This window comes from Bacillus glycinifermentans, assembly GCF_001042475.2.
In the GTDB taxonomy this organism is placed as follows: Bacteria; Bacillota; Bacilli; order Bacillales; family Bacillaceae; genus Bacillus; species Bacillus glycinifermentans.
On the sequence record NZ_LECW02000021.1, the window covers coordinates 186309 to 203858 of the forward strand.

The 17550-nt window shown below is 46.4% G+C and carries 13 protein-coding genes and 2 pseudogenes; 2 read left to right on the forward strand and 13 right to left on the reverse strand.

What is annotated here, in order from left to right; all coding sequences use genetic code 11:
• Positions 1–8: 8 nt before the first annotated feature.
• Together AB447_RS13625 and AB447_RS13630 are read right to left on the reverse strand one after the other, a co-directional pair.
• Positions 9–1820 (reverse strand): PAS domain-containing protein, encoded by a 1812-nt coding sequence (locus tag AB447_RS13625; RefSeq protein ID WP_048353038.1) that lies wholly within the window; start codon positions 1818–1820, stop codon positions 9–11.
• A 160-nt stretch (positions 1821–1980) separates the two neighbouring features.
• On the reverse strand, positions 1981–4089 hold the full coding sequence (locus AB447_RS13630) for a peptidoglycan D,D-transpeptidase FtsI family protein (protein ID WP_048353037.1): 2109 nt from the start codon (positions 4087–4089) through the stop codon (positions 1981–1983).
• Between the two features lie 344 nt (positions 4090–4433).
• On the opposite strand from AB447_RS13630, the gene AB447_RS13635 reads away from it, so the two are divergent.
• Entirely contained in the window at positions 4434–5162 is a 729-nt protein-coding gene (locus AB447_RS13635; RefSeq protein WP_048353036.1) for a CAP domain-containing protein, read from the forward strand.
• 43 nt (positions 5163–5205) lie between these two features.
• On the opposite strand, the gene AB447_RS25840 is transcribed toward AB447_RS13635, so the two are convergent.
• The 4 genes and pseudogenes from AB447_RS25840 to AB447_RS27525 all read right to left on the reverse strand — a co-directional run.
• Positions 5206–6078: an NAD(P)-dependent oxidoreductase gene (locus AB447_RS25840; RefSeq protein WP_048353035.1), complete on the reverse strand. Its 873-nt coding sequence runs from the start codon at positions 6076–6078 to the stop codon at positions 5206–5208.
• Between the two features lie 12 nt (positions 6079–6090).
• The gene (locus AB447_RS25845) at positions 6091–6876 is read right to left on the reverse strand and encodes an SDR family oxidoreductase (protein ID WP_048353133.1); all 786 of its coding nucleotides are present in this window, start codon (positions 6874–6876) and stop codon (positions 6091–6093) included.
• A gap of 98 nt (positions 6877–6974) precedes the next feature.
• Positions 6975–7922 (reverse strand): methyl-accepting chemotaxis protein, encoded by a 948-nt coding sequence (locus AB447_RS27520; protein WP_373688036.1) that lies wholly within the window; start codon positions 7920–7922, stop codon positions 6975–6977.
• A pseudogene (locus AB447_RS27525) lies at positions 7917–8972 on the reverse strand (HAMP domain-containing protein); the annotation flags it as partial. The pseudogene AB447_RS27525 and the gene AB447_RS27520, both read right to left, overlap by 6 nt.
• 114 nt (positions 8973–9086) lie before the next feature.
• On the opposite strand from AB447_RS27525, the gene AB447_RS13655 reads away from it, so the two are divergent.
• Positions 9087–9716, forward strand: coding sequence for a GNAT family N-acetyltransferase (locus AB447_RS13655; RefSeq protein ID WP_048353132.1), 630 nt, complete (start codon positions 9087–9089; stop codon positions 9714–9716).
• Positions 9717–9785: 69 nt separating this feature from the next.
• On the opposite strand, the gene splB is transcribed toward AB447_RS13655, so the two are convergent.
• The 7 genes and pseudogenes from splB to AB447_RS13690 all read right to left on the reverse strand — a co-directional run bounded on the left by splB (position 9786) and on the right by AB447_RS13690 (position 17545).
• A complete protein-coding gene (gene splB / locus AB447_RS13660; RefSeq protein WP_048353034.1) occupies positions 9786–10814 on the reverse strand; it encodes a spore photoproduct lyase in 1029 nt (342 codons plus the stop codon).
• Between the two features lie 73 nt (positions 10815–10887).
• Positions 10888–11115: a splAB operon transcriptional regulator SplA gene (gene splA, locus AB447_RS13665; protein WP_048353033.1), complete on the reverse strand. Its 228-nt coding sequence runs from the start codon at positions 11113–11115 to the stop codon at positions 10888–10890.
• 121 nt (positions 11116–11236) lie between these two features.
• On the reverse strand, positions 11237–12949 hold the full coding sequence (gene ptsP, locus AB447_RS13670; protein WP_048353032.1) for a phosphoenolpyruvate--protein phosphotransferase: 1713 nt from the start codon (positions 12947–12949) through the stop codon (positions 11237–11239).
• Entirely contained in the window at positions 12949–13215 is a 267-nt protein-coding gene (locus AB447_RS13675) for a phosphocarrier protein HPr (protein ID WP_006638411.1), read from the reverse strand. The genes ptsP and AB447_RS13675 overlap by 1 nt, the downstream gene beginning before the upstream one ends.
• A 91-nt stretch (positions 13216–13306) precedes the next feature.
• Positions 13307–15406: a glucose-specific PTS transporter subunit IIBC gene (ptsG, locus tag AB447_RS13680; protein WP_046132445.1), complete on the reverse strand. Its 2100-nt coding sequence runs from the start codon at positions 15404–15406 to the stop codon at positions 13307–13309.
• A gap of 220 nt (positions 15407–15626) precedes the next feature.
• The gene (glcT, locus tag AB447_RS13685; protein WP_096891708.1) at positions 15627–16523 is read right to left on the reverse strand and encodes a glucose PTS transporter transcription antiterminator GlcT; all 897 of its coding nucleotides are present in this window, start codon (positions 16521–16523) and stop codon (positions 15627–15629) included.
• A 67-nt stretch (positions 16524–16590) separates the two neighbouring features.
• A pseudogene (locus AB447_RS13690) lies at positions 16591–17545 on the reverse strand (LacI family DNA-binding transcriptional regulator).
• Between the last annotated feature and the right edge of the window lie 5 nt (positions 17546–17550).

The following is a 17550-nucleotide window of genomic DNA, read 5'->3' on the forward strand; positions in this document are numbered from 1 at the left end:
TTGTTTTTTTATTTTGGAAAAGAAATGACGAAAGTCGTGCCTTTTTCAACCTTGCTTTTGACTTCGATCGTTCCGTTATGGTTTTCGATAATATTAAAGGTTACCATAAGTCCGAGGCCGGTTCCTTTTTCTTTTGTCGTCAGAAACGGCTCTCCGATTCGTTTGAGGACATGCTCCGGTATCCCTTCGCCTTCATCTTGAACCGTTACGGTAACGGACTCATCGGTTTCGTTGACGCCCAAATGGACGGTTCCGCCGTCTGGCATCGATTCGACAGCGTTTTTAATCAAGTTGATAAAGACTTGCTTCAGCTGATTTTGATCGCCTTTTATAAACACTTTTTCAACCGAGAGATTCGTATTGATCAAAATGCCGTTTAAGTTTGCCTGCGTTTCCAGAAGAGCCGTCACTTCGCGGATCAGCCTGACGAGGTCAAGCTTTTCTTTCAGGGCGTTTTGCTGCGGCTTGGCCAGCATGAGAAGCTCGCTTAATATCAGTTCGATTCTGCTCAATTCGGAAAATATAATATCAAAATAGTGCTCGTTTTCTTCCATCGTCGGCTTCATCAGCTGTAAAAATCCTTTAATGGCGGTAAGCGGATTGCGGATCTCGTGGGCGATTCCGGCTGCAAGCTGACCGGCAATCGACAATTTTTCCGAGCGCAGCATCAGCTCTTCGGTCTGTTTTCGTTCAGAAATGTCCCTTAAAATGATCTGAACGGCCGTTTCGCCGAAAAACGTCGTCGGAATGCAGACCATTTCGGTGTAAATGAGCCGTTTTTCAAACGTATACCAGGTCTGTTTGATGATTTCCGATTCAGATTTGCGGTCCGTGATCCGATTGAGCCTCGTTTTCACGTTTTCATGATCACAAGGATGAAGCTGTTCATATATATCCCTGCCGATTAAATCTTCATACGTTTTCGCTTCAAACAGCCTGATCCCGGATTCGTTCATAAATACCCATTTTCCTTTGTGGATCACGGCAATCGTGTCAATCGAGTTTTGGATCAGGAGCTGGTAGCGTTCCCTGCTTTTTTGCAAAATCGGTTGAAATTTTTTTCTTGACGAAATATCAATGAGCAGAAGAAGCTCCGCTTTTTGATTTTGAAAAACGGTCGGAGCCGCTTTCACTTCAAGGTGAACTTGCGTGCCGTCGAGCCTTTTCCACGTTTGCTCGATCATGCCGACATCAAGCCCTTTTTGCATTCTTTTAATTCGGTTTTTGACGATTTCGTGGTACTCTTTTTCGATAAAATCGTAGGAATACTTTCCGATAATTTGCCGTTTGTGCTCTGCCCCGAGCAGGCTGACCATGGCGTCATTGACATAGACGATTTTTCCTTGAACGCTGATGCACAAAGGACTGGGCAAGCCTTCCACCATCGCTTCAAATTCCTCTTTCTCCGGAGCTCCGGCGGTTTCCCCAAGCTCGGCTTCCTCATGTAAAGAGCTGTTCTTCTTAGAGGGACGGTCTTCAAACACTTTCATTTTGAGAACAATTTCCCGTTCTTTTTCTCCGACATGGGTCGTCACAAAATCGATCGATGCTTCAATCCAGATCATCGTATAATCTTTTTTCACAAATCTGAAGGTGCACGGCAGCAAATGGTGTTCATTGTAAAAATAACTTTCTACCAGAAAAAGATCGTCTTCGTGTAAATAGTCCTTCAAATACGTACCGATCAATTCACTCTGCTTGTAGCTTAACAGCTCTTCGCAGTTTGCGGATATGTATATAAAACGGCCGTTTGCTGAAAGGACTGCCTGTAAATTCATATGAGGTTTATATTGTTCAAAACGTTTTGTTTTTTGTTCCATCATATCCCTCCTTTATACCCTATTCATGACCAGCATTCATTAAAACGATTTTGTTTAAAAGGATTCGCTAAAATGCGAGAAATCTCCTTCAAAACTTCTAGCATTCGTCAAATTTTGATAACAAAAAAAGAACACGGAATTGACCCGTGTTCTTTTTTGTCTAATCTTTGCTGTATTTTTTTTGCAGATCGACATAAGCTTTGACGATTTTGGCGGCGATGTTTTTGTTCATCTTCGTTTTGTCGTCAACAGACGGAACGACTACACTGAAGGCAACCTGCGGATTTTCCGATGGGTAATAGCCCGCAAAGGTGATATTGTAAGTTGGTGTACCCCACCAGTTTCGGTTTGTACCGTAGTAGTTCGTCTCTGCCGTTCCGGTTTTGCCTGATACGTCAAGCGAGCCGAATGCGCCGGCGGCAGTTCCCGTCTGGGTTACTCTTTTAAATCCTTGCTTGACGATGGCGATGTCGCTTTGGGAATTGTTGATGCGATTAAGAACATTGGGAGAGCGCTCTTCAATGACAGGACCGAGTTTTTCGCTTTCAGGCTGGAGGATGCTTTTCACGACTCTCGGCTGCACCCTGTATCCGCCGTTGGCAATCGTTGAAACGTATTGGGCGAGCTGCAGAGGCGTGTATGTGTCAAACTGTCCGATCGCTTCATCAAGAAGGAGACCGCCGACTATTTTCGGATTCGTCTGCATCCCGGCCGACTCCTGCGGCAAGTCAATGCCCGTTTTCACGCCGAGCCCAAATTGATTGTAATAATACCTCATTTTCTTTAAGTCCTCCAGGTCTGCCGGAAGGGGGCCGCCTGGTGTATACGTAATTCCTGCCATCCTCATTGCGACATAAAACATATAAACGTTCGAACTTTTTTCCAGCGCTCTGACTTCATCAGCCCAGCCGATAGATGTGGTGTAGGAGCCTTTTTTAACAGGACCTGCAAATTTCAGCTTTCCACTGTCATAATAACTCTGCCCGTGCGGCATACCGTCTTGATAACCGGCAAGCACTGTCGCGCCTTTGACCGCCGACCCCATTTCATACTGTGTCGTAAAAGTGCCGATCGCATAATCGGTTATTTTGCCGTCGATGATCCGCTTTCCGGCCATTGACAGAATGTCTCCGTTGTTCGGATCCATCATGACGACGAACGCCCTGTCCAGCATGTAGTTTGAGCCGCGGAATTTATTAAGCTCCTCTTCGATAGCCTCTTCGACTTTCTTTTGGAGCTCTATATCGAACGTCAGCTGCAGATCGTAGCCGCGTCTTCCTTCATCGACCGTTTTCTGGCTGACGACCTCGCCTGAACGGTTTTCCGTATATTGCACCTTCGCTTTTTTCGGGTTTAAATATTCTTCATACTGATACTCGAGATAGCTTTTTCCGACCCTGTCATTCCGGGCGTAGCCTCTCGTCAGATAAAAGTCCTGCCTTTCCTTGAGCAGCCCCTGCTCAGGTGTCGTAACGCCTCCGAAAATCGAGTGCAGCGTCTTCTCGTAAGGATATTTCCGCGTCCAGTCCATAATGACGTCGACCCCGGGCAGCTCTTCAAGATGCTCGGAGACGCGCGATACCTCTTCATACGTTAAATCGCGGGCAGGCTGCTGTTTTGACGTTTTTTCGTCAAGCAGCTGGGCGTCCCCCTTTGCCGCGGTTTTCGGATTCATCGATTTTACGATTTGCGGTTCATAGGCGTAGCCGCCGGAAAACCTTCTGAAAAACGCCGCCGTTTCGAGCTCCTGTTTATCTTTCTTAAGGGCTGCGATTTCTTCGGCTGGAACCCGGTCAACCTGAAGGGCGTATGTTTTGCTGGACTCCAGTTTTTTCTCATCCTTGCTCAAAAGCGCCTCGGCTTTTTTCGGATGTGCGGCAAGCCAGTAGTCCTTCAAGTCTCTCTCTTTCAGAAATGACGTATCGATATCGATCAGCTTTGCAAGCTTTTTGGCCGTGCTGATTTTTTCTTTCGTTTTTGTATTCGATGTCACCGTGTACGTAATCGCCGGGACGCTTTGGTTGTCAACGACAACCCTGCCGTTTCTGTCGTACATTTTGCCCCGTGGAGCTGGATAAGACGCGATTTTGGCTTCGGTTTTTGAAGCCTGACGCTCATATTCCTCTCCGTTGACGATTTGTACGAGGCCGAGCTTCACGATCAGTGCGGCGAACAAAGTGAACACTGCAAAGAAATACAGATTAATCCGCCACATGCGTGAACGCCTGCTTTTTTTTATTTGAGCCGGATCATGTCCAGTTTCAGTCACCCACAACTCTCTCCTCTCACGATATTCCACTTTTGCATTAAATAACTGAGTCTTATTGTAACACTTTTGTAATGGTTGTTACAATCTGTAGTTTTGAAAAAGGCTGTCAATCACTTTTTCTATTAAAATTTATCTAACATATTTAAAATTTGGTACGTTTATGACAAGACGTGTAAAAATACAAATTGGTTGCACATTGTCAGAAAAGGATTTTCTCTTTTTTTATGACAAAGTTAACAACAACTGCACGTTAAAGGAAATTAATGGATCAATCATTTCAAAAAACGCATGTTATGATGCTAGTGTACAAAACAAAACTACAACATTTAGGAGGATCATAGTTTATGAAAAAAGCTTTTCTTCTATCAGCGGCTGCTGCTGCATCGATCTTCACGTTCAGCGGTCAGCATGCGGATGCTAAAGAGCAGCCTCAAGTTCAAGTGAAAACCATTCATTCTATAAATATTTCTGATTTGGCCGGCAAGCTGAATATTCAAAATCCGAACCAGCTGTCTAAAGCTGACCAGGAAAAAATTCAGTCTCTGCTTCGTTCTTATATGAATCAAGGAAATCAGCCGAAAGCATCTGCTCCGGCTCCAAAAGCGTCCAAGCCTGCTCAGAAACAGGAAGCTTCAAAACCTGCGGCTTCTAAAGAGCAGTCTTCTGAAACAAAGCAAAACACGACAGCTTCTTCAGTAAGTGCATATGAAAAAGAAGTCGTTGACCTGACAAACGCCGAAAGAACAAAACGCGGCTTAAAACCTCTGAAACTGGATGAGAAACTAAGCAGCGTCGCCCGCAAAAAATCTGAAGATATGAGAGATAAAAACTACTTTGATCACAACAGCCCGACTTACGGCTCTCCTTTTGACATGATGAAGAAATTCGGCATCACATACCGTACAGCGGGTGAAAACATCGCAAAAGGCCAAAGAACGCCAAAAGAAGTCGTAAAAGCCTGGATGAACAGTGAGGGACACAGAAAAAACATTCTGAACCCTGACTTTACAAATATCGGTGTCGGCTATGTGAGAGACGGAAACATCTGGACTCAGCAGTTTATCGGAAAATAAGCCTGACCAAAAAACCACTTGCGATATGCAAGTGGTTTTTCGTTTATTGATACTCTGTCCATAGCTTGTAGATGCTTTGTGTGCCGCTGTTTTCCTCGCCTTTTTCAGCGAGACGGTCATAAAGGGATTTCGCGAGCTCAAGGCCCGGCATTTTTTCTCCCATCAGCTCGGCTTCTTCAAGCGCGATTCCCATATCTTTAATAAAATGCTTGACATAAAAACCCGGTTCAAAGTCGCCTTTCAGCATCCTTGGCGCGAGGTTGGAAAGAGACCAGCTTCCTGCGGCTCCGGTGGTGATGCTTTTTAGTACGTTTTCCGGGTCAAGACCCGATTTTTTGGCGTAGGCCATCGCTTCGGCGACGCCGATCATCCCTGCGGCAATCGCGATCTGATTGCACATTTTCGTATGCTGGCCGCTGCCTGCTGGTCCTTGATATTGAATGTTTTCGCCCATGATCGAAAAAATCGGCAGGCAATCTTCAAAAGCCTTCCGTTCTCCGCCGACCATAATGGCGAGCGTGCCGTTCCGCGCGCCGATGTCTCCCCCTGATACCGGGGCGTCCAATGCGTAGAGTGACTTCTCCCTGGCAGCCGCTTCGATTTTTTTGGCGAGCGACGGCTTTGAGGTTGTCATGTCAATAAGATACGAACCCTTTTTGGCATTTTCAATAATACCCCCGCTTCCAAAGTACACTTCCTCGACATCCTGCGGATAACCGACCATTGTGATGATCACATCTGCCGCTTCCGCCAGTTCTTTAACGGAGGATTTCCACTCTGCTCCTTTTTCAAGAAGGTTATCGGCCTTCCGCTTTGTTCTCGTATAGACGACTACCGGATACCCTTCTGTTAAAATATGAGACGCCATGCTGTTTCCCATGACCCCCAGACCGACGAATCCGATCGTTTGTTTCATGTTGTCTCCTCCTTAAATTGCTTTTACCATACCGCCGTCTACTAACAATGTTTGCCCAGTCATATATGTATTGCGTCCAGATAAAAGAAAGCTTGCATATTGGGCAAAATCTTCAGGCCGTCCATAGAAACCGAGCGGGATTTGCTTTTCATAGTCTTCTTTAACCTCATCTTGGGAAAGGCCCGTTTTTTCGGCTTTTTGCCGATCAAGCTCTGCAACGCGGTCTGTCGCAATTCTTCCCGGTGCCAGCGTGTTGATCAAAATCCGATCGTCCGCCAGCTCTTCCGCCAGTGTTTTCGTGAGGCCGACGATGCCCATCCGGAACGTATTTGACAATAAAAGCCCCGGAATCGGCTGTTTGACTGATGATGAAGCAATATTGATAATCCGTCCGCCGCCTTTTTTTAAATAAGGAAGAGACTCCCGGATTAAGCGGATATAGCTGAGCAAATGAAGCTCAAACGATGATGTCCAATCTTCGTCCGTCAGCTCCAGCAGACCCCCGCCTTTTGGACCCCCGACATTGTTGACAAGCATGTCGATTGCCCCGTAGGTTTCGGCCGTCTTTCGAACAAGCGCTTGAATGTCCTCTGCGTTTGCAAGGTCGCACACTTGGTAAGATACAGAGCCGCTGCCGAGCGCGTTGAGTTCTTGTGCGGCACCTTTTAAGGATGCTTCATGTCTTCCAGACAGCATGATATTGGCGCCTTCTTCAGCAAGCGCGGAGGCGATCGCTTTCCCCAGTCCTTTGCTGCTTGCGGCGACAAGCGCGGTTTTTCCTTTGATCTTTAAATCCACAGACATCAGCTCCCTTCTTTTTTATAGTGTACCATGCGTCGCCTGAAAATTGGAATAAAGGAGAACCCCTCCTTAAAAGAGGGGGCGGCGTTTGTTCGTTATACGTTAAATTTGTTAATCGCGTCCAGCAGCTCTTTGTTTGCAGTGCTGAGCGTTTCGGTCGATGTCGCAATCGTTTCTAGCGCCGCAAGCTGTTCGTTTGTGGAAGCATTGACTTCCTCAGCGGCTGCTGCCGATTGCTGGGAAATGGCTGAAATGCTTTGGATCGAATCCGTCATCTGCTGCTGCTCGGCGCTCATCACCGAGATCTCTGAATAAATGTGATCAATCGATTTGACGAGTTCCTGCATTTCTGCGGTAATTTTGCTGAGCGCTTCTCCCGTCTCGTGAATCATGTCATTTTGCTGTTCATTCATCTTGCTCGCTTCCGTCATGGCTGAGACGGCTTCTTTTGTTTCAAGCTGAATCTGTTTGACGGTTTCGCTGATGTTCTGGGATGAGGCAGCCGATTGTTCGGCCAGCTTTCTGACTTCCTCCGCCACTACGGCGAAACCGCGCCCGCTTTCTCCGGCCCGGGCCGCTTCAATGCTCGCATTAAGGGCGAGCAGGTTGGTTTGGTCCGAGATGGCTGAAATCGCTGTGACGACTTCTTCGATGTTTTTCGTTTTTTCTTCGAGTTTTTGAAGCATTTGCTCCACTTTTTTCGTTTCGGCATTGGCTTCATTCGATTTTGCCAACAGCTGGCCGAGCGCATCGATTCCCTCGTAGCTTGCATCTTCCGACGTTCTCGAAAGCTTCTGGATGCTGTCGGCGTGGTTTTCGATTTCTTTAATTTTGACAGACAGCCGTTCGGATTTTTCATTTACGGTTTCGACCTCGGCAGCCTGTTCTGTCGCACCGGCTGCCACTTCTTCAATCGCCTTGGCGATTTCATCGCTCGTCGATACCGTTTCCTCTGATACCGCACTCAGCCGGTCGGTCGATTCAGATACTTTTCCGGAGGACGCCCTTACTTTAAGGATCATCTCTTTCATATGATCGACCATTTTGTTAAAGTCATTTGTCAGCGTGCCGATTTCGTCTTTTGATTTAACAACAGACTGAACGGTTAAATCACCTTCAGCGACAGCTTTTGTCTTGGTAATGAGCTGCTTAATCGGCCCTGTAATCGATTTCGCCAGGAAATAGCTCAAAATAATGGCGGCCGCTAAAGCGATTGCAGAAATGATGATGACCATTTTGTTCATTTCACCCGCGACCCATAGCAGCTTTCCGCTTTCAAATTGCGTGCCGATTTTCCAACCGGTGCTGCCGACGGTCTGATATGCGATGACGCTGTCTTTGCCTATCTTGATGCCGTCCTGTCCGGAAAGGACGTTTTTATATGTCTGATCCTGCGACATATCTTCGCCTTGTTTTGACGGATGCGCCAGCATCATCCCCTGTTTGTCGATTAAAAACGCATATCCATCATAAGGCATTTTTTGGTTTTCAATAATTTTGTTGATTGAATCTAAGGACAGGTCAAAGCTGACGACTCCTTTTACTTTTTGATCGATTACGATCGCTTTTGCAGCCGTGATGGTCAGCTCTCCGGAAACGGCGTCTTTGTATGGCTCCGTCCAGACGACTTTGTCAGGCGTTTGTTCAGCTCCTTTATACCAAGGTCTTTCAGCCGGATTATAGTTTTTTTCAAACGTTTTCTTAGGGAATGTGAACATTTCCTTTTGATCTGTACCGATATAAACTAAATTGACAAACTCATTTTTCTCTTTTATCTGTTTTAAATCATCGTTGAGTAGCTTCGTGATGTCGCCGTTCCTGTCTTTGAGGAACGTTTGGGCCAATTGCCCGTCGCTTATTTGCTCAAGCGCCGTTTCATAGTTTTTCAGCTGGAGCTCGATATTTCCTTTAAGCGAACTGAGCAGGCTTGAAGTAGAATCTTTTGCTTCTTCCTCAAGCATCGATTTTAGGATGAACGTTGTTGAAAATTGGAGAACGATCACTGTCAAGATCAGGACGACAGCTACGAAACCCGCAATTTTAATGTGCAGTTTTTTAAACACGCGACCCCTCCTTTTTACATACACTTTCATATTTTTTATCGGCTTTTATTCCTATTGTTTAAGACAAAAATCAATTTATAATGAAGGGAAATGAAAAAGGGGTGATGGGTGATCCTCAAACAGTTTTTTGTCGATTACGGTGCAATGTACCAGCAGGTGGAGATCCGCAATTATTCGTATGAAGATATTCCGGCTTTGGTTTCTCTGCAAAAAGAATGCTTTCCTCCGCCTTTTCCGGAAGAGCTTTTATGGAATGAAAAACAGCTACGTTCACATATTGACGTTTTTCGGGACGGTGCGCTTTGCGCAGCGTTAGGAGGGCGCATCATCGGCTCAATGACAGGTTTGATCATCAATTTTGATCCGGATCGCCCCCGCCACAAATGGGAAGACGCGACAGATCGTGGGTACATCCGGAATCATCAGGAAGACGGCAATGCTCTTTATGTCGTTGATATTTCCGTTTCCCCTCTGTACCGGAAACTCGGAATCGGGAAGCGGCTGATGCAGACGATGTATGAATTGACGGTGTTTAAAGGTCTCGAACGGCTTTTGGGAGGCGGGCGCATCCCCTGCTACCACAAGTCGGCTCATAGCATGTCCCCTGAACAATATGTGCAGGCCGTTTTAGACGGCAAAAAGCGGGATCCTGTTCTGTCGTTCCTTCTGCACTGCGGACGGTCGCCTCTTTGCGTCATTCCGGAGTATCTTGAAGATGAGGAATCGCTGAATAATGCTGTATTGATGGAATGGAAAAATCCTTTTTTGACATGATGATAAAAGGAACCCCCTGATTGCAAAGAAGGTTCCGGACCAGCACAATCAAGGGGAAAAAGGGCTCTCCTATGTAAAATACTCGATCTTGGATTCGGGAAAATACTTGTCGACATACGATTCCAATGCGCTTCGCAGCTCCGCTTCTTCGTCTTTTTGATAAATGTATTTTCCGATCCCGTATCTGCCCCATTTGTAGCGGCGCTTTTCTTCATCAAGTTCGAGCTTTGATTTCGGATAGTTTTTTTCGATAACCCGTTTGGCCGGTTTTGTAAATCGATGCTGAATCATTTCAAATGTAATGTCATTTCTGACATGGCGCGGCAGCGCCTGATCCAGCTTTTCGAGAAGGATTCTGTAGCCATCCTGCCAGCCGTCGTGAATGTAAATAGGCGCGATGATGAAGCCGAGCGGATAGCCGGCTTCCGCGACTTTAACGGCCGCTTCAATCCGCTTGTCCAGCGGGGATGTGCCCGGCTCAAAGTTTTTAATCACGAAGTCTGCGTTTACGCTGAATCTGAATCTTGTTTTGCCGTTGTGCTTTGCATCGAGCAAATGGTCGACATGGTGAAATTTCGTGACGAAGCGCAGCCTGCCGAGATCGGTTTGTCCAAAATGCTCGATCGCCCGCTTTAACGTGTGGGTTAAATGGTCGATTCCGACGATATCAGACGTGCAGGACGCTTCAAACCTCGTCTGCTCCGGAGCCCTCTCTTTCATATATTGGTCCGCCTGATCAAGAATTTCCTCAACATTGACATATGTTCTGATATACGGCTTGCTTCCCATGGTCGTCTGCAGATAGCAATAGTGGCAATGGCCCATGCAGCCGGTCGCAAACGGTATCGCATATTCAGCGGAAGGCTTTGACGAATCAAAAGTTAACGTTTTTCTGACGCCGATCACTAAAGTCGATTTTGCGTTTCGGTATTTTTGCAAATGGCCTTCTCCCGGTATATTCCGTACCTGGTTGTGGGAAGTCGTCTCTCTGATCTCAAGGCCCATTCGCGAAAATTTATTTTTCAGCTCCCTTCCGAGCGGATATTCCAAAGCGCGCGGCTCAATGTAGACAAGCTGGGGAACAAACGGTTTTATCATTGGAAAAAAGCACACATCCTTTACTTATTTCCAATACTTTTTGCCATCTTCCCCGTTTATATACGAACTAACTTTACTCAAACAAATCACGATAGAGCTGTTCCGCCTCCTCGTAGGAAGAAAAAACGGCATCATCCTCGGCAAACGCATGATACGTATCATAAATAAACAGTGCCAGCTCGCCTTCGTGAAGGGGATGCTCGACAACCTCGGCTTCTTTGATATGCGCTACGTTTGCAGCATGCGGGTTCCGGTATATGACATACACGTGATCCCCCGCTTTGACATGTTGTTTTGACATGAGAAAAACTCCCTTCTCTATTCGGGTCAACTCGTATTATCCCCGTCCGACGCAGGCTGCATTCAGAACAAACAACAAAAAACCCAGACACGGATGTCTGGGTTTCCTTCGTCAATTAAGACTATTTGAATGTATCTTTTACGAATTGAACAACTTCTTCTGTTGTACTCATAGAAAGAATCTGTTCTTTAAAAGATCCCGCCTCTTGTTTAGAAAGCTTGCTGATTTGCGTTCTTGCCGGAAGAATCGATGTTGCGCTCATTGAGAATTCGTCAAGGCCAAGGCCGAGAAGAATCGGAATCGCAATTTCGTCCCCAGCCATTTCGCCGCACATGCCGACCCATTTTCCTTCTTTATGAGCCGCTTCAATGACAAGCGTAATTAAGCGGAGAATCGCAGGGTTGTACGGCTGATAAAGGTATGAAACGCGTTCGTTCATCCGGTCGGCAGCCATTGTGTATTGAATCAGGTCATTTGTTCCGATGCTGAAGAAATCAACTTCTTTCGCAAACTGGTCGGCTATAACCGCAGTCGACGGAATTTCAACCATCATGCCGACTTCGATGTCATCGGACACCTTGTGGCCTTCTGATTGAAGCTTTTCTTTTTCTTCAAGGAGAATCGCTTTCGCTTCTTTGAATTCATTAACGGTCGCGATCATAGGGAACATAATTTTCAAGTTTCCATATGTACTTGCCCGTAGCAGCGCACGAAGCTGCGTTCTGAAAATCTCCTGCTCATCCAGGCAAAGACGGATGGCTCTGTATCCTAAGAAAGGATTCATTTCTTTTGGCAGTTCCAAGTATGGAAGCTCTTTGTCTCCGCCGATATCAAGGGTACGAACGACAACGGATTTGCCTTCCATACGCTCGAGAACGGTTTTATAGGCATCGAATTGCTCTTCTTCTGTTGGAAGCTGGTCTCTTCCCATGTAAAGGAACTCTGTGCGGTAAAGTCCGACGGCTTCGCCTCCATTTTCGAGAACGCCTTTTACATCGTCAGGCGTACCGATGTTGGCGGCAAGTTCGACATGATGGCCGTCTTTTGTGACGGTCGGCTCGTTGACGAGCTTGGCCCATTCAGCTTTTTGCTCCAGGAACTTTTGGTGTTTTTGTTCGTATTGAGCGATGATCTCTTGTGAAGGATCAACGATCACATCGCCATTGATGCCGTCGACGATAACAGTCACGCCGTTTTGAATTTCCTTCGTCGCCGCTTTCGTACCGACAACCGCAGGAATTTCCAAAGAGCGGGCCATGATGGCTGAGTGGGACGTACGTCCGCCGATATCCGTTGTAAACCCTTTAACAAAACGGCGGTTCAGCTGCGCTGTATCAGACGGAGTCAAGTCACCGGCAACGATGACCACTTCTTCGGAAATCAAGCTCGGATTCGGAATATCGACGCCGAGAAGATGTCCTGTGACGCGCTTCGTGACATCACGGATGTCTGCTGCGCGTTCCTTCATATATTCGTTATCCATTGACTCGAACATGGATACGAACATGTCAGCCGTCTCTTTCAAAGCAAATTCCGCATTCACGGAATCTGATTTGATTTTATCTTTTACAGGGTTTAACAGCTCAGGATCGCTCAATACTAAAAGATGCGCGGAAAAAATTTCTGCTTTATCTTCGCCAAGCTCTTTCAAAGCATGGCTTTTAATCGTTTCAAGCTCTTTTTTTGAATCCTCGATTGCTTGGTCAAAACGATTAACTTCCGCTTCAAAATCAGAGATGTTTTTCTTTTCAACCGTTAGATCAGGCTCCTCAAGCCGATATGCTTTTGCAATTGCAATACCGGCTGAAGCTCCTATTCCTTTTAATTCAAGCATTACTCGCCAAGTCCTTCGCTTTTCATTGTATCTTCCAATGCAGCAAGTGCATCATTCTCGTCAGCACCTGAAGCAGAAATCGTAATTTCGGCACCTTTCGCAATGCCAAGAGACATAACGCCCATAATTGATTTTAGATTTACGGTTTTACCGTTATATTCCAAATTGATATCTGCATCGTATTTGCTTGCAGTTTGTACGAGAACAGTCGCAGGACGTGCGTGGATACCAGAGTCTGCAGTTACTTTAAACGTTTTTTGTGCCATTTTAATCAATCTCCTTTTAGCTTTAATACATTCACAATATTATATCATACAGCCGCACATGTCATCTGACAAGTACGGCCATTTTATGAACTTATTTTTCGATGCGGACGATTTCGTCTTGTGTCATGCTGACAGAGCCTTCCACATTAAGGCTTACGCTTTCGCCTTCTTTCAGGTTTGTGAAAACGATTGGCGTCATGAGAGACGGTACTTTATCCTTCACTTTTTCAATGTCGACTTCAAGCATTTTCTGTCCCGGTTCAACGCGGTCTCCTTCAGAAACAAACGCCGTGAAGCCTTCCCCTTTCAAGCTGACGGTATCGATTCCAAAGTGAATCAGAATTTCTCTGCCGCCGTCGGATTGCAGGCCGATCGCATGCTTTGTCGGGAAGACGTTAAGCACTTTCCCTTTCACAGGAGAAACGACCGTACCTTCTGAAGGGAGAATCGCAAATCCGTCGCCCATCATTTTGCCTGAGAATACTTGGTCAGGAACGTCCGTGATCGGGTGAATCTCTCCGGAAAGCGGTGAAACAAACACTTCTTCTCCCGCTTCATTTTGAAGAGGCTCTACCATGACTTCTTCAACCTGCTGTTCAACTTCGCCGCCGGCATCCGGGGCTTTTGCAGGTCTTGGCGTCCGACCTGACATGATATCCTGCATTTGCGATTTCAAATTGTCAGACTTAGGTCCAAAGATGGCCTGAATGTTGTTTCCGACCTCAAGAACTCCAGATGCACCAAGCTTTTTCAAGCGTTCTTTGTCAACTTTTTTCTGGTCGTTGACCGTTACGCGCAGCCTTGTGATACAAGCATCAAGGTGCTTGATGTTTTCTTTATCTCCCATTGCGGCAAGAATTTCATAAGGCAGATCTCCCGTCGTTTCCCCGCCGCCTTCAGAAGCGGTTTCGGCTGCGGCATCCTCGCGGCCCGGCGTTTTCAGGTTGAACTTGCGGATCGCAAATCGGAACCCGAAGTAGTAAATAACGGCAAGCACCAAACCGACAGGAATGACAAGCCACCATGCCGTACGGTTAGGCAGAATTCCGAACAGGAAGAAATCGATCAGCCCGCCGGAGAATGTCATACCGATTTTGACGTGCAAGATGTCCATTATCATGAAAGACAGTCCTGCGAACACGCAGTGAATCGCAAACAGAATCGGTGCGACGAACAGGAATGAAAATTCAAGCGGTTCAGTAATCCCCGTCAGGAAAGATGTCAACGCGGCTGAACCCATGATGCCGGCAACAAGCTTTTTGTTTTCCGGTTTTGCTTCATGATAAATTGCAAGCGCAGCAGCAGGCAGACCGAACATCATGAACGGATATTTACCTGTCATAAATGTTCCTGCGGTCAATTGGACGCCGTCTTTAATCTGCGCCATGAAGATCCGCTGGTCACCGCGGACGATTTCTCCGGCTTTATCGGTATAGCTGAAGAACTCATACCAGAACGGAGAATAGAAAATGTGGTGCAAACCGAACGGAATCAACGCGCGCTCGATGATACCGAAGACAAACGCGGCCAGTGCCTCGTTTGCAGCAAGGAGCCCGTTTGAGAAGCTGTTAAGGGCGCCTTGGATCGGCGGCCAGACAATCAGCATGATCAGACCGAGAATTAATGCACAGACAGACGTTACAATCGGAACAAAACGCTTTCCGGCAAAGAATCCCAAATATTGCGGAAGTTCGATTTTGTAAAATTTGTTGTACATGGCGGCAGCCAGAACACCGACGATAATCCCGCCGAATACCCCGGTTGCCAATGTCGGAATTCCCAGCATTGTCGTGTAAGCCGGATGGTTTTCCGTGAAAAATTTCGCTCTTTCAACTGCATCGCTCGGAATGGTACCGTTTTGCAAAAGCACCGCGCTCATCGTTACATTCATGACAAGGTATCCGATAATGGCGGCAATTCCTGCGACTCCGTCTCCATTTGCAAGCCCGATGGCGACCCCGACCGCAAACAGGAGCGGAAGGTTGGAGAAGACGATGTCTCCCGAATTTTCCATAACCTTTGCAATGAGCTGGACCGTGCCATTGGTCAGGAACGGCGCGACCTTTGTCATTTGCGGATTTTGCATGGCGTTACCGAGGGCAAGCAGGATACCTGCGGCCGGTAAAATCGCAACAGGAAGCATGAGCGCCCGTCCGATTTTTTGCAGAACGCCGAATAGCGATTTAAACATGGTGTATACCCCCTCTAAGGATAGTTTGACCTTACAGCAAAAAAACATGACAAACACATTCAAAAGACATTCTTTTTCAATTTAACCGTTTACATTTCCTTTTTTAAACGACAAAAAGGCATGGTGAAAGCGGGTACACAAAGAAACGAAAGACAGCGTCTTCATTTCCTCCCTTTTTTCACTCATGCCTGATCGAATCAGTAACACGTTATAAAGGTGTTTATGAAATTTTATTAGTCAAACGGTACAAATGTAATGTTAAGTAAACGGCTTCTGCCTCATGAACAGGTTTCTTGAGCGATTGCTGCAAGATTTTGATCATCTTCCAAGCAGTATTGTAACATAGCGGATATTCCGTTTTCAACAACAACATTAATTTTTCCGGTTCCTGAGTCGGCTCTTCCCGCGTAATCCTGTCGATCGTAAAACGCAGGTGCCGTATCAGGCGCAAATAGTTGACGCTTTCCCTGTTCACCTTCATTTGAAAGGCGTCTTCAATCACCTGGACAAGCTTCGAAATGAGCTGCGAATGCTGATTGACTTCCGAAAGCGGCCTGTTTGTCAAAGCGCTGTGAATATGAAGGGCAATAAAACCGATCTCCCCTTCCGGAAGCTGAATGCCCGATTGTTCATTAATCATGTCAACAGCTTCTTTGGCGACTTCGTATTCTTTCGGATAAAGGGATTCCGTCTCAAGCAAAAACGGATTTTTCATATCAAAGCCTTGTTCCAATCGCTTGACAGCAAATGCGATATGATCTGTCAGCGCGACATGGATATGTTCATTGAGCGGCTGGCCGATTTTTTGCGCGATATGGTAAATGACGTCATTGGCGATATCGACCATTTTTTCATCGACATATGTGAGGAGCTTCTTATACTGCGATTGTTCTTTATCATTTTCCAGAATAAACATTTTTTCATAGTTCTCGTGTTCGATAAGATCTCCGCGCTTTTTGCCAAACCCGATCCCTTTTCCAATCAAAACGGCTTCCTTATAGTCTTCATGAAGGGCGATTAAAACGTTGTTGTTGAGTACCTTTTCAACGGTGAAGGATCTGTTCACGATCCTCAGCTCCTTTTTGTCATTCAATCTCTCATATCGTACAAAACTCATGAAAGCGCGTCAATTTATTTTGCCGTTTTTGATGAAAAATGTCGAATTTTTATCACTGATATTTCACTTATACTGTCGATCTTTCAATCAATCTGTAGGAGACGACCTGCTTTTCCGGCTCCTCCCCTTTGATTCTGTTTTGGAGAAGACGAAAGGCGTGCCTCCCCATTTCCTTCGTCTTGATTTCGATCGTTGAAATGCCGAGCACTTCGCTGATCGGCTGGTTATCGCAGCTCAAAATGGCGAGCGTTCCGGGAACATCGACATGATGCTTTTTCGCCTCAAGATAAAACCCGGCCGATACTTGATCATTGGCTACAAAAACCGCGGTCGGTTTTTCGTCCATTCTGCTCCATTTGGAAAACAGCTTTTGCCCGTCGGTAATCGTCAGCGATCGTTCAAAAACCCACTCATCCCGGTAAGGTTCACCGATGGCTTCAAGCGCTTCCTGATACGCCGCCAGCCGGAAATGGCTGTTCACACCGTGTTTGCGCACCAAGCCGATCGCTATTTTTCGATGGCCTTTTCCGATCAAAAAATCGAGCCCGCGGCGAAACGCTTCATGATGCGGGATGCTGACCGTTGAAAAACGGGGATCCTTTGAATCCTGGCACAGAATGAACGGACCCGTATCCCGCCAATTCAAAAGCTCTTCATCTGACATCGCTTTCGAACAAAAAATCAAGCCGTCCACCTGCCGCTGTTTCAGCTGTTCTACCAAGCTGATAATCCGTCTGATAAAGCGCAAAATGGACCCCGGACTTGGCCGCTTCCTCGGCGATGCCTTCGATCAGTTCGCTGAAATACGGCATGCTGACCGTCGGCAGCACAACGCCGATCATGTTTGAAAAGCCTTTCGACAGATGAACTGCATGCACGTTTCTCGTATATTCGAGCCGTTCGATCGTTTCAAGAACCTTTTTCCGCTTTTCTTCCTTCACGTAAGGATGGCCGTTAAGAACCCTTGAAACGGTCGTAATTGAAACACCGGCAGCTTCGGCTATTTCCCTGATATTCGCCATTCGTT